The sequence below is a fragment of the Bacillus toyonensis BCT-7112 genome (assembly GCF_000496285.1).
GTDB classification, from domain to species: domain Bacteria; phylum Bacillota; class Bacilli; order Bacillales; family Bacillaceae_G; genus Bacillus_A; species Bacillus_A toyonensis.
This window is the reverse complement of the sequence record NC_022781.1, coordinates 2,900,001-2,912,500: the sequence shown is the minus strand read 5'-3', so window position 1 is coordinate 2,912,500 and position 12,500 is coordinate 2,900,001. Positions and strand designations below refer to the sequence as shown.

Annotated in this window: 8 protein-coding genes and 5 rRNA genes (2 of these 13 cut by a window edge); 7 read left to right on the top strand and 6 right to left on the bottom strand. The window is 40.4% G+C overall.

Annotated elements, in window-relative coordinates; all coding sequences use genetic code 11:
- The 6 genes from BTOYO_RS15085 to BTOYO_RS15055 form a co-directional block, all read left to right on the top strand.
- Nucleotides 1–521, top strand: the 3' portion of a protein-coding gene (locus BTOYO_RS15085) for a response regulator transcription factor (protein WP_000651986.1). The gene continues 193 nt to the left of window position 1, outside the view; the window shows 521 of its 714 coding nt (coding positions 194–714); its start codon lies beyond the left edge, outside the window; the stop codon is at nucleotides 519–521.
- The gene (locus BTOYO_RS15080; RefSeq protein ID WP_000845344.1) at nucleotides 511–1,524 is read left to right on the top strand and encodes a sensor histidine kinase; all 1,014 of its coding nucleotides are present in this window, start codon (nucleotides 511–513) and stop codon (nucleotides 1,522–1,524) included. Before BTOYO_RS15085 ends, BTOYO_RS15080 begins: the two co-directional genes overlap by 11 nt.
- Nucleotides 1,525–1,592: 68 nt before the next feature.
- Nucleotides 1,593–2,522, top strand: coding sequence for an ABC transporter ATP-binding protein (locus tag BTOYO_RS15075; protein ID WP_000074551.1), 930 nt, complete (start codon nucleotides 1,593–1,595; stop codon nucleotides 2,520–2,522).
- On the top strand, nucleotides 2,515–3,252 hold the full coding sequence (locus BTOYO_RS15070) for an ABC transporter permease (protein WP_000247704.1): 738 nt from the start codon (nucleotides 2,515–2,517) through the stop codon (nucleotides 3,250–3,252). The genes BTOYO_RS15075 and BTOYO_RS15070 overlap by 8 nt, the downstream gene beginning before the upstream one ends.
- 17 nt (nucleotides 3,253–3,269) lie before the next feature.
- Nucleotides 3,270–4,067, top strand: coding sequence for an undecaprenyl-diphosphate phosphatase UppP (gene uppP, locus BTOYO_RS15065; RefSeq protein ID WP_001279970.1), 798 nt, complete (start codon nucleotides 3,270–3,272; stop codon nucleotides 4,065–4,067).
- Between the two features lie 353 nt (nucleotides 4,068–4,420).
- Nucleotides 4,421–4,879 carry an ASCH domain-containing protein gene (locus BTOYO_RS15055; protein ID WP_001068552.1) on the top strand — a complete coding sequence of 153 codons (459 nt, stop codon included), beginning with the start codon at nucleotides 4,421–4,423 and terminating at the stop codon, nucleotides 4,877–4,879.
- A 141-nt stretch (nucleotides 4,880–5,020) separates the two neighbouring features.
- Here BTOYO_RS15055 and rrf (BTOYO_RS15050) read toward each other — a convergent pair.
- The 3 genes from rrf (BTOYO_RS15050) to BTOYO_RS15040 all read right to left on the bottom strand — a co-directional run bounded on the left by rrf (BTOYO_RS15050) (nucleotide 5,021) and on the right by BTOYO_RS15040 (nucleotide 9,804).
- Nucleotides 5,021–5,136 (bottom strand): 5S ribosomal RNA (gene rrf / locus BTOYO_RS15050).
- Nucleotides 5,137–5,185: 49 nt separating this feature from the next.
- Nucleotides 5,186–8,107 (bottom strand): 23S ribosomal RNA (locus BTOYO_RS15045).
- A gap of 145 nt (nucleotides 8,108–8,252) precedes the next feature.
- Nucleotides 8,253–9,804: ribosomal RNA gene (locus BTOYO_RS15040) — 16S ribosomal RNA — on the bottom strand.
- The 16S, 23S and 5S rRNA genes sit together here, the layout of an rRNA operon.
- 315 nt (nucleotides 9,805–10,119) lie before the next feature.
- Between BTOYO_RS15040 and BTOYO_RS15035 the strand changes: the two genes are divergently transcribed.
- Complete coding sequence (locus tag BTOYO_RS15035; RefSeq protein WP_000460466.1) at nucleotides 10,120–10,911, top strand: sulfotransferase family 2 domain-containing protein; 792 nt, start codon at nucleotides 10,120–10,122, stop codon at nucleotides 10,909–10,911.
- A 105-nt stretch (nucleotides 10,912–11,016) separates the two neighbouring features.
- On the opposite strand, the gene BTOYO_RS15030 is transcribed toward BTOYO_RS15035, so the two are convergent.
- From BTOYO_RS15030 to BTOYO_RS15020, 3 genes are all read right to left on the bottom strand, one after another.
- Entirely contained in the window at nucleotides 11,017–11,922 is a 906-nt protein-coding gene (locus tag BTOYO_RS15030; RefSeq protein WP_000658279.1) for a DMT family transporter, read from the bottom strand.
- 312 nt (nucleotides 11,923–12,234) lie between these two features.
- Nucleotides 12,235–12,350, bottom strand: a 5S ribosomal RNA gene (gene rrf / locus BTOYO_RS15025).
- Between the two features lie 49 nt (nucleotides 12,351–12,399).
- Nucleotides 12,400–12,500 (bottom strand): 23S ribosomal RNA (locus tag BTOYO_RS15020) (it continues 2,821 nt past the right edge of the window).

Sequence of the window (12,500 nt, the reverse complement as noted above, 5' to 3'; positions counted from 1 at the left end):
TATGTAGAAAGCTTAGAGATAAAACTAACGTACCGATATTAATGCTGACCGCTAAAGATCACGAAGTTGATAAAATTTTAGGTTTAAGCATTGGCGCTGATGATTACATTACGAAACCTTTCAGCATTCACGAAGTGGTTGCACGAGTAAAAGCTCTTATGCGGCGTTTTTTAGTTCTTGGAAGTAACAATACCGTTCAAGAAAAAACAACTTTAGCTTTTAAAGGACTCACTATCAATTTAAATACATATACAGTTCATACAAATAAAGAGGAAATCAACTTAACCGGAAAAGAACTGGAACTATTAAAATTCTTTACTTCAAACCCAGGGCAAGTATTTACAAAAACGCAGCTCTTCCGAAATGTGTGGGACGATAATTATATAGAAGATGACAATACCGTTATGGTACATATTCGAAAACTTAGAAAGAAAATAGAAATCGATCCTTCTAATCCAAAATTCATTCAAACTATATGGGGAATTGGTTATAAGTTTGTAGGTGAAAAGCTTGAAGACTGATAAAACCCTCTTCCTTATTTCATTACAACTTATCATTTGCGGACTTTTAAATATACAAATGGGCCCAAGAGTAAAAATGTCTTTATTTATTACCCTTATCTTAATTACAACTTATCTCTTCTTTTCAAGGATACAATTTATTCAAAATCACAAATCAATGAATACTAAATTAAGTCGTGTATTAAACGGAAATTTACAAACGAGATTATTCACAAGCAATGACCGTTCCTTACATCATATCGTTTTTTCAATAAACGAACTAATAGCTGAATTAGAAAAGGTTCGGATTGAAGCAAAAAGATACGAGGAATCTAGAAAACAACTTTTGTCTAGTATCTCGCATGATATCCGAACGCCACTCACCTCCATTATTGGATATATCGATGCTTTAAAAGATGGAGTAGCTGCTTCTGAAATAGAAAAGCAAGAATATCTTAAAATACTTTATATGAAATCAAATAACTTAAAACATCTAGTTGATGAAATATTCAATATGGCAAAGCTAGACGCCAATGAATTCCCACTAAAAGAAGAAGAACTCGACTTTTCTGAAGTTACTAGAGAAGCTTTAATCGATTTTTTACCTGAACTCTCAAAACATAATATCGAACTACAGGTTCTTATACCAGAATCTACTTGTCCTATCATCGCAGATCACCTTAGCCTTATGCGAATTATAGGTAATTTAATAAAAAATGCCATTTATTACGGAAAAGATGGGAAAACAGTAGGAATCGAACTACTAGAAACCAATACAGAATATGAACTTCTTATTTGGGACAAAGGCCCTGGCATTCCAAAACATGATTTACAAAACATATTTGAGCGAATGTACCGAAGCGAACAATCAAGAACCTCCTCTTTTGGTGGTAGCGGTCTCGGGCTTTCGATTTCTAAAGCGCTCGTGGAGAGAAATGGTGGGCATATATGGGTTGAAAGTATCCCATGGAAACGAACTACTTTTGGTTTTTCCATTCCAAAATACACTTCTTTTAAGAAATAGTTAAGAAATGATTAATATGCAGTTAAGCCTTCCTTCTTATTATGTAAGTAAGAACTTATAGAAAGTAGGTGTCTCCTATACATACAATTATAAAAACGACTAACCTTACTAAAGTATATGGCACTCAAAAATCAGTAGATAATCTAAATATTAATGTTCAACAAGGAGAGGTTTATGGATTCATAGGACGCAACGGTGCGGGCAAAACAACAACCATACGTATGCTACTTAGCCTTATAAAGCCTACAAGTGGAAATATTGAAATATTCGGAGAAGACTTATTTCAAAATCAAAAAAATATTTTAAGAAGAATTGGTTCTATCGTTGAGGTTCCAGGGTTTTATGAAAACTTAACTGCAAAAGAAAACTTATTAATTAATGCAAAGATAATTGGGATCCACAAAAAGAATGCCATTGAAGAAGCATTAGAAATAGTAGGCTTACAGCATGAAACAAAAAAGTTAGTAGGAAAGTATTCTTTAGGAATGAAGCAGCGCTTAGGAATTGCACGTGCTCTTCTCCACTACCCTGAACTACTCATACTAGATGAACCAACTAATGGACTCGATCCAATCGGTATTAAAGAAATGCGAAAACTCATTAAATCTTTAGCTCAGGAAAGAAATATAACGATACTCATTTCTAGTCACATATTAGTTGAAGTAGAACAACTAGTCGATCGTATGGGAATTATCCATGAAGGAAAGTTACTAGAAGAAGTTTCTCTTGATACGCTACGCAAAACCAACCGTAAGTACATAGAATTTCAAGTGAATAATGACAATAGAGCCACGATGCTATTAGAAAATCATCTTCAAATTTTTGATTATGAAGTACATGATGAAGGGAATATTCGTATTTATTCTCATTTTGGACAGCAAGGACACATAAACAGAACGTTCGTTCTTAATGATGTCGATGTATTAAAAATGGCGATGAGCGAAGACAGATTAGAAGATTATTTCACCAATCTAGTTGGAGGTGGAACAATTGGTTAATCTGCTCTATACAGAACTATTAAAATTAAAACGTTCCAATATGTTTTTAATTAGCATTATCGGGGCTGGTGTCGCACCCTTCTTAGTGGTCGTAGCGTCTTATATACACATAAAAACAAAACAACCTACTCCAACTATTTTGTTCCATCAACTATTCACCGAAGTTAACTTATATACTACTTTAATTATAGGATTCCCCTTATATGGGGTAGTGATTGCTTATCTGTTTACCCGTGAATATACAGAAGATACACTAAAACATTTACTAACTATTCCAGTCTCACGCATTAGCTTTATTATAAGTAAGTTCATCATTCTCTTTCTTTGGATTATAATGCTTACTTTAGTCGCTTGGACACTAACTTTATTATTAGGGCTAATAGGTAGCTTCCCTGGATTTAGTACCATCTTACTCTTAAGCTCTCTCGTAAAATTTTTAATATGTGGTGGACTTCTCTTTCTATTGTCTTCACCTATTGTACTATTAACCGTTGTAATGAAGACCTATGTACCACCTATTATATTAACGGTCATTATTACAATGATTAACCTTATGCTCGTGAACTCTAAACATAAAGATCTATTTCCGTGGACCGCTACTCTAGATATCGCAAATAACGAATTACAACCCACATATCCACCAGAGTATTCTTATATCATCATTGCAGCAACAGCAATTTTCGGATTTATTGCAACACTATTCTATTTTAAGAGAGTAGATATTCATTAATTTATAGGAGTGAAACTATGAGCGATATCATCATTGCCTTCATACTCGGTATTGTAGAGGGATTAGCAGAATTTTTACCTATCTCTTCTACTGGCCACCTTATATTAGTCGGACATTTATTAGGCTTCGAAGGAGAAAGAGCAAAGACCTTTGAAATCGTTATACAGTTAGGCGCAATTTTAGCTATTGCGATTTTATACTATAAACGCCTTGTTTCTTTATGTAATATTAAACCTCTTCTACGAAAAGAGAAAAAATTCAACGCATTCCATGTATTTCTTGGTGTATTCCCAGCGGTAGTTGCTGGATTACTATTACATGGTGTTATTAAAACATACTTATTTCAGCCATATACTGTCGTCATTGGACTTGTAGCAGGAGCAATTCTTATGATTTTTGCAGAAGTAAAAAAGACAGAAGCAACCGCCTATTCACTGGATGATTTAACCTACCGTCAAGCATTAACAATTGGATTATTTCAATGCTTAGCGGTATATCCTGGCTTCTCTAGAGCTGGCTCTACTATTTCTGGAGGGTTATTAGCGAAAGTAAATTATAAGACCGCATCTGAATTCTCTTTTCTCATTGCTCTTCCTGTAATGGTTGGAGCTACAGGCTTAGACTTATTAAAAAGTTGGAAGTATTTAAGCGTTGATGACATCCCTATGTTTGCGGTAGGATTCATTACCTCTTTTATAGTAGCAATGCTAGCCGTAGTAACTTTTTTGAAGCTTTTAGAGAAGATCGGTTTAAAACCTTTTGCATATTATCGTATTTTGCTGGCTATCTTATTTACGCTGTTCATATTGCTATAGATTCATATAAGTCACATATTACTAAACTGATATTCAAGTTGGAATATCAGTTTTTTCTCTATTTCACCTCTAGTATTACTCACTTCAATATGGCATAGTTGTAATAAACCGCCCTTAATAATCCGAATATTCTTCAAACAGTTATATCCTTTACCGTACGACACAATTGGAAAATTAAAAATCCCATATATGGACAGAACGTGTTTACAAACCATATTCATTCCGCATATTCTCTTTCTTAATTCACAACACACCGATACAAATTTTAAATGCGTACAAAGGCATACAAATAAGTAAATTTCTCAGGGATTATAAAAAGACTACATATTAATTAGAGTGAGGTAACGATACAAATGAATCCATTAGCACAAACATATTGGGATACTTATTGGGGAAACAATGAAAAACCAGCATCTGTTACAGCTTGGCAATTTGGGGATTCCCCTAATTATCTTGCACAATTAGTAATTGATGGTATCAAAACCGCAACATGCTCCTGTCACATTTTTTATGAGTTAGAAAATGAACCACTACCGACGACTAATGATTATAGTATTATACTCAATAGTCAGGATGAACCTGTAGCGATTATTAAAACAATAGAAGTAACTGTAACACCGATGAATGAAGTAAGCGAAGAATTCGCTATCGCTGAAGGCGAAGGAGATTGCACGTATAATTACTGGAAAGACACCCATGTTCGTTTTTTTACAAAGGAACTAAATGAGTTTGGTTTTACTTTTTCTGAAGATATGCTACTCGTTTGCGAACGATTTGAGCTCATTGATGTGAAAAATACAGCAGAACTATAATAAACAGAGCTTTACTGAATTTTCATGTTGCTATTTTTTAACACAAATAAGCTCGTTATTTATAGCTCAAGAAAACTACAGATAACGAGCTTATTTTATAAAACATAAAAAAGACGAGTCATTCTGACTCGTCTTAAGCTTGCTTGGCGACGTCCTACTCTCACAGGGACAAGGTCCCAACTACCATCGGCGCTAGAGAGCTTAACTTCCGTGTTCGGTATGGGAACGGGTGTGACCTCTCTGCCATCATCACCAAACTATGAAGGCATATTCCTTCAAAACTAGATAACATTTGCTACATATTATATGGTTAAGTCCTCGATCTATTAGTATTCGTCAGCTCCACATGTCACCATGCTTCCACCTCGAACCTATCAACCTGATCATCTTTCAGGGATCTTACTAGCTTACGCTATGGGAAATCTCATCTTGAGGGGGGCTTCATGCTTAGATGCTTTCAGCACTTATCCCTTCCGCACATAGCTACCCAGCTATGCCCTTGGCAGAACAACTGGTACACCAGCGGTGCGTCCATCCCGGTCCTCTCGTACTAAGGACAGCTCCTCTCAAATTTCCTACGCCCACGACGGATAGGGACCGAACTGTCTCACGACGTTCTGAACCCAGCTCGCGTACCGCTTTAATGGGCGAACAGCCCAACCCTTGGGACCGACTACAGCCCCAGGATGCGATGAGCCGACATCGAGGTGCCAAACCTCCCCGTCGATGTGGACTCTTGGGGGAGATAAGCCTGTTATCCCCGGGGTAGCTTTTATCCGTTGAGCGATGGCCCTTCCATGCGGAACCACCGGATCACTAAGCCCGACTTTCGTCCCTGCTCGACTTGTAGGTCTCGCAGTCAAGCTCCCTTATGCCTTTGCACTCTACGAATGATTTCCAACCATTCTGAGGGAACCTTTGGGCGCCTCCGTTACACTTTAGGAGGCGACCGCCCCAGTCAAACTGCCCACCTGACACTGTCTCCCGGGTCGATAAGACCCGTAGGTTAGAATTTCAATACAGTCAGGGCGGTATCCCACCAGCGCCTCCACCGAAGCTAGCGCTCCGGTTTCAATGGCTCCCGCCTATCCTGTACAAACTGTACCAAAATTCAATATCAGGCTACAGTAAAGCTCCACGGGGTCTTTCCGTCCTGTCGCGGGTAACCTGCATCTTCACAGGTACTATAATTTCACCGAGTCTCTGGTTGAGACAGTGCCCAAATCGTTACACCTTTCGTGCGGGTCGGAACTTACCCGACAAGGAATTTCGCTACCTTAGGACCGTTATAGTTACGGCCGCCGTTTACTGGGGCTTCAGTTCAGAGCTTCGCTTACGCTAACCCCTCTCCTTAACCTTCCAGCACCGGGCAGGTGTCAGCCCCTATACTTCGCCTTACGGCTTCGCAGAGACCTGTGTTTTTGCTAAACAGTCGCTTGGGCCTATTCACTGCGGCTTTCCGTTAAGAAAGCACCCCTTCTCCCGAAGTTACGGGGTCATTTTGCCGAGTTCCTTAACCAGAGTTCTCTCGCACACCTTAGGATTCTCTCCTCGCCTACCTGTGTCGGTTTGCGGTACAGGCACCTTTTATCTCGCTAGAAGCTTTTCTTGGCAGCGGGGAATCAAAGACTTCGCTCCATAAGGAGCTTCCCCATCACAGCTCAGCCTTCACGATAAGCGGATTTGCCTACTTATCAGCCTAACTGCTTGGACGTGCACAACCAATCGCACGCTTCTTCTATCCTTCTGCGTCCCTCCATTGCTCAAACGATAAAGAGGTGGTACAGGAATATCAACCTGTTGTCCATCGCCTACGCCTGTCGGCCTCGGCTTAGGTCCTGACTAACCCTGAGCGGACGAGCCTTCCTCAGGAAACCTTAGGCATTCGGTGGACGGGATTCTCACCCGTCTTTCGCTACTCATACCGGCATTCTCACTTCTAAGCGCTCCACCAGTCCTTCCGGTCTGACTTCACTGCACTTAGAACGCTCCCCTACCACTGATACCATTGGTATCAATTCGCAGCTTCGGTGGTGTATTTAGCCCCGGTACATTTTCGGCGCAGAGTCACTCGACTAGTGAGCTATTACGCACTCTTTAAATGGTGGCTGCTTCTAAGCCAACATCCTAGTTGTCTAAGCAACTCCACATCCTTTTCCACTTAATACACACTTTGGGACCTTAGCTGGCGATCTGGGCTGTTTCCCTCTTGACTACGGATCTTATCACTCGCAGTCTGACTCCTAAGGATAAGTCATTGGCATTCGGAGTTTGACTGAATTCGGTAATCCGATGAGGACCCCTAGTTCAATCAGTGCTCTACCTCCAAGACTCTTACACTTAAGGCTAGCCCTAAAGCTATTTCGGGGAGAACCAGCTATCTCCAGGTTCGATTGGAATTTCTCCGCTACCCACACCTCATCCCCGCACTTTTCAACGTGCGTGGGTTCGGGCCTCCATTCAGTGTTACCTGAACTTCACCCTGGACATGGGTAGATCACCTGGTTTCGGGTCTACGACCACGTACTAAACGCCCTATTCAGACTCGCTTTCGCTGCGGCTCCGTCTCTTCAACTTAACCTCGCACGGGATCGTAACTCGCCGGTTCATTCTACAAAAGGCACGCCATCACCCATTAACGGGCTCTGACTATTTGTAGGCACACGGTTTCAGGATCTCTTTCACTCCCCTTCCGGGGTGCTTTTCACCTTTCCCTCACGGTACTGGTTCACTATCGATCACTAGGGAGTATTTAGCCTTGGGAGATGGTCCTCCCAGATTCCGACGGAATTTCACGTGTTCCGCCGTACTCAGGATACATTCAAGAGAGAACGAAGTTTCGACTACGGGGTTGTTACCCTCTACGACGGACCTTTCCAGGTCGCTTCGTCTACCTCGTTCCTTTGTAACTCCGTATAGAATGTCCTACAACCCCAAGAGGCAAGCCTCTTGGTTTGGGCTAGATTCCGTTTCGCTCGCCGCTACTCAGGAAATCGCATTTGCTTTCTCTTCCTCCAGGTACTTAGATGTTTCAGTTCCCTGGGTCTGTCTTCCATACCCTATGTATTCAGGTAAGGATACCATACCATTACGTATAGTGGGTTTCCCCATTCGGAAATCTTCGGATCAAAGCTTACTTACAGCTCCCCGAAGCATATCGGCGTTAGTCCCGTCCTTCATCGACTCCTAGTGTCAAGGCATCCACCGTGCGCCCTTTCTAACTTAACCAAACTAAAATTAAAAAATATGAGCTACACTGTTATCTAGTTTTCAAAGAACATACATTTATATATGAGAGATAGTTCTCTCAAAACTGAACAAAACGAAACACGGAAACTTATATTGATGAACAGCGTTCATCAATTCTCCATAGAAAGGAGGTGATCCAGCCGCACCTTCCGATACGGCTACCTTGTTACGACTTCACCCCAATCATCTGTCCCACCTTAGGCGGCTGGCTCCAAAAAGGTTACCCCACCGACTTCGGGTGTTACAAACTCTCGTGGTGTGACGGGCGGTGTGTACAAGGCCCGGGAACGTATTCACCGCGGCATGCTGATCCGCGATTACTAGCGATTCCAGCTTCATGTAGGCGAGTTGCAGCCTACAATCCGAACTGAGAACGGTTTTATGAGATTAGCTCCACCTCGCGGTCTTGCAGCTCTTTGTACCGTCCATTGTAGCACGTGTGTAGCCCAGGTCATAAGGGGCATGATGATTTGACGTCATCCCCACCTTCCTCCGGTTTGTCACCGGCAGTCACCTTAGAGTGCCCAACTTAATGATGGCAACTAAGATCAAGGGTTGCGCTCGTTGCGGGACTTAACCCAACATCTCACGACACGAGCTGACGACAACCATGCACCACCTGTCACTCTGCTCCCGAAGGAGAAGCCCTATCTCTAGGGTTTTCAGAGGATGTCAAGACCTGGTAAGGTTCTTCGCGTTGCTTCGAATTAAACCACATGCTCCACCGCTTGTGCGGGCCCCCGTCAATTCCTTTGAGTTTCAGCCTTGCGGCCGTACTCCCCAGGCGGAGTGCTTAATGCGTTAACTTCAGCACTAAAGGGCGGAAACCCTCTAACACTTAGCACTCATCGTTTACGGCGTGGACTACCAGGGTATCTAATCCTGTTTGCTCCCCACGCTTTCGCGCCTCAGTGTCAGTTACAGACCAGAAAGTCGCCTTCGCCACTGGTGTTCCTCCATATCTCTACGCATTTCACCGCTACACATGGAATTCCACTTTCCTCTTCTGCACTCAAGTCTCCCAGTTTCCAATGACCCTCCACGGTTGAGCCGTGGGCTTTCACATCAGACTTAAGAAACCACCTGCGCGCGCTTTACGCCCAATAATTCCGGATAACGCTTGCCACCTACGTATTACCGCGGCTGCTGGCACGTAGTTAGCCGTGGCTTTCTGGTTAGGTACCGTCAAGGTGCCAGCTTATTCAACTAGCACTTGTTCTTCCCTAACAACAGAGTTTTACGACCCGAAAGCCTTCATCACTCACGCGGCGTTGCTCCGTCAGACTTTCGTCCATTGCGGAAGATTCCCTACTGCTGCCTCCCGTAGGAGTCTGGGCCGTGTCTCAGTCCCAGTGTGGCCGATCACCCTCTCAGGTCGGCTACGCATCGTTGCCTTGGTGAGCCGTTACCTCACCAACTAGCTAATGCGACGCGGGTCCATCCATAAGTGACAGCCGAAGCCGCCTTTCAATTTCGAACCATGCAGTTCAAAATGTTATCCGGTATTAGCCCCGGTTTCCCGGAGTTATCCCAGTCTTATGGGCAGGTTACCCACGTGTTACTCACCCGTCCGCCGCTAACTTCTTGAGAGCAAGCTCTCAATCCATTCGCTCGACTTGCATGTATTAGGCACGCCGCCAGCGTTCATCCTGAGCCAGGATCAAACTCTCCAATAAAGTTAGTTTGTCTAGCATCTAAAAATAAAAATTGACGTTTCACGTTGTTTGTTTCGTTCAGTTTTCAAAGAACTACTTGGTCGCTCATTTGCGACTCCCTTATGTTAACATCTTCATGTTTCAATGTCAACTAAGTTTTTTTATTTCGTTTGTCGTTTTCTGCATTATTGCATCGGCGACTTGTTTTATATTACACCTCAATATAATAATAGTCAATATTAATCTTTCGTTTTTTTTTAAAAGATGAAAGATACTCTCATACCCCTTCTTTATTTCTCATACATATTAATAAGATAACTGAAAGGAGTGTAGAGATTGTTCGATTCTTCTGTATTACGCATCATAAGCACCCATTCAAGAATTCCAAACTATCATAGAAATTTCCCCATCATTCTATTTTGGAGTCAAAAAAGCGGTTGCACCTCTCTTGCTAATTGGTTCTTTTACCAGATTGATTTATTACAAACAGCTCTAAGCTACAGCCCTTTCATTCATAATTATGAATATCATATATACAAAAATACACCTGCCTATAGTGTACAACTAGGTATAGCGTTACGAGAAAAACAAAAAGAAACTTTTAAACTTGTTCGCAACCCTTATAGGAGGGCAGTCAGTTCTTTCGTATCCTTAATTGCACCTCCTTATGTGGAAAATCCCGAATGGAAACCCATCCGAAAGTTTTTATATCAAGATGAAAACTCTCCTAAAGGGATCTCATTTAAACAATTTCTATACTACTTATTTATTAAAGGTGCTCAAGCAGATGACATTAACCCACATTTCACACAACAATATATAACTGGTGAAGAAGAATATGTGACCAATTATATATACTTAGAAAACTTCAATCAGGAAATGAAAGAATTAGAAAAGCGTTTCGAATTAAAAGTTGCACCAATAAATGAGTTCTCAACATCTTGGCATCATCAAACTCCCACCATGATTTATAAAGGGGATTTTAGTGAAGCCGATATTACGAATCCTTTATTCCCTCGCCATCCTACTTTCGAAAGTTTTTACGATACTGAGTGTATGCAGCTCGTTCAAACAATATTTCAAAATGATTTCGATACATATAGATATAGCAAAGAATATCCATACTAATTTCAGTCTATTTTCTTTGCTAAATATAAAAAGATACCTCATATATATAAGGTATCTTTTTAACATTTTTAATTATATAAAACATACTGTTTAACAGTCCCGACTCTACACCTTATTACCTTTTAATAGATTACGTATTTTTTGCTTATCCGCCCATCCTACTCCAATTAAAACTAGACTTGCCCCCATTATTACCCTCCATGTCAGAGATTCATTTAATAGGATAATTGAAGTAACAATGCTTATTAACGGTAATGCATTTAAATATAATCCACTTACTGATGCAGAAACTCTCTCTAGCGCTTTATTCCAGAACCAATATGCTAAAATTGTTGCTCCAATAACAAGGTACATTACACTAAATCCCGTTTTCCAAGTTTCAATCTTTGGGAAACCGTAATAAAGAATTTCTACCAAGGCAAACGGCAATAGAATAACAGCTCCGATAATTAAAGTTAATGTGGTAAATACCTCATTTGATAAATACTGTTCTTGTTTTGGTCGTTTTAACAAAACTGTGTAGAAAGCAAATAGAAAAGTGCTCAATAATATAAGTACATCTCCTATTAAAGATACTTCTTGATCAACACCTTTAGATGGAATCGTAATAAAGAGTACTCCTATAGCCCCCAATATAATTCCTATCCAATAATTCAACCGAATTTTCTCTTTCAAAAAGAATGCTGAAAATAGAATTGTAACTAATGGTAATGCAGCATCTATGATACTAACATGTAATCCACTTGTTAAAGAAATGCCGTAGGATGTAAACATAAAATATCCAGCTACACCGGTAAAAGCTAACAAACTCATTCTTTTCCATGGAACTTTTTTATGTACAACTGATTTTTGTAGTTGTTTAAATGAGAATAGCATACAAATTCCACCCGCAAAGAAAAGACGAATAAACAACAAAGTAAACGGTTGAATAGATTCTAACGCCCATTTCGTTGGCGCAATGGCTGTCCCCCATAATATAACAGCCACTAATAACATGCATATTTCTTTCATAATCCCCCACACCCATCAAAAATATATGTTAACTACCTTAATTATAGATTCAGCCTTATGTAAAACCCTAAAAAAACAAAGAGGTTATGTAAGAGTAAAAATTTTTTTGTTCATTTTACAACTAAATTCATGCAAAAGGTAATTCTTACCTTTAATTTACATTTAAATATATTACTTTATAACCTTCTTATCACTTTATATCGTTTCTATTTTATCTTTTTTCTTCTTTAGGACTATTAAAATTATAGATTATAACAGCTGATAAATAAAAATAAACATAAAAAAACCTAAGTCGAATCGACTTAGGTTTTTGCTTGGCGACGTCCTACTCTCACAGGGACAAGGTCCCAACTACCATCGGCGCTAGAGAGCTTAACTTCCGTGTTCGGTATGGGAACGGGTGTGACCTCTCTGCCATCATCACCAAACTATGAAGGCATATTCCTTCAAAACTAGATAACATTTGCTACATATTATATGGTTAAGTCCTCGATCTATTAGTATTCGTCAGCTCCACATGTCACCATGCTTCCACCTCGAACCTATCAACCTGATCATCTTTCAGGGATCTTACTAGC

Coding starts and splice junctions, on each gene's coding strand:
- BTOYO_RS15030 (WP_000658279.1), bottom strand. CDS start 11,922: ATGAAAGAAATATGCATGTTATTAGTGGCTGTTATATTATGGGGGACA.
- BTOYO_RS15055 (WP_001068552.1), top strand. CDS start 4,421: ATGAATCCATTAGCACAAACATATTGGGATACTTATTGGGGAAACAAT.
- uppP (WP_001279970.1), top strand. CDS start 3,270: ATGAGCGATATCATCATTGCCTTCATACTCGGTATTGTAGAGGGATTA.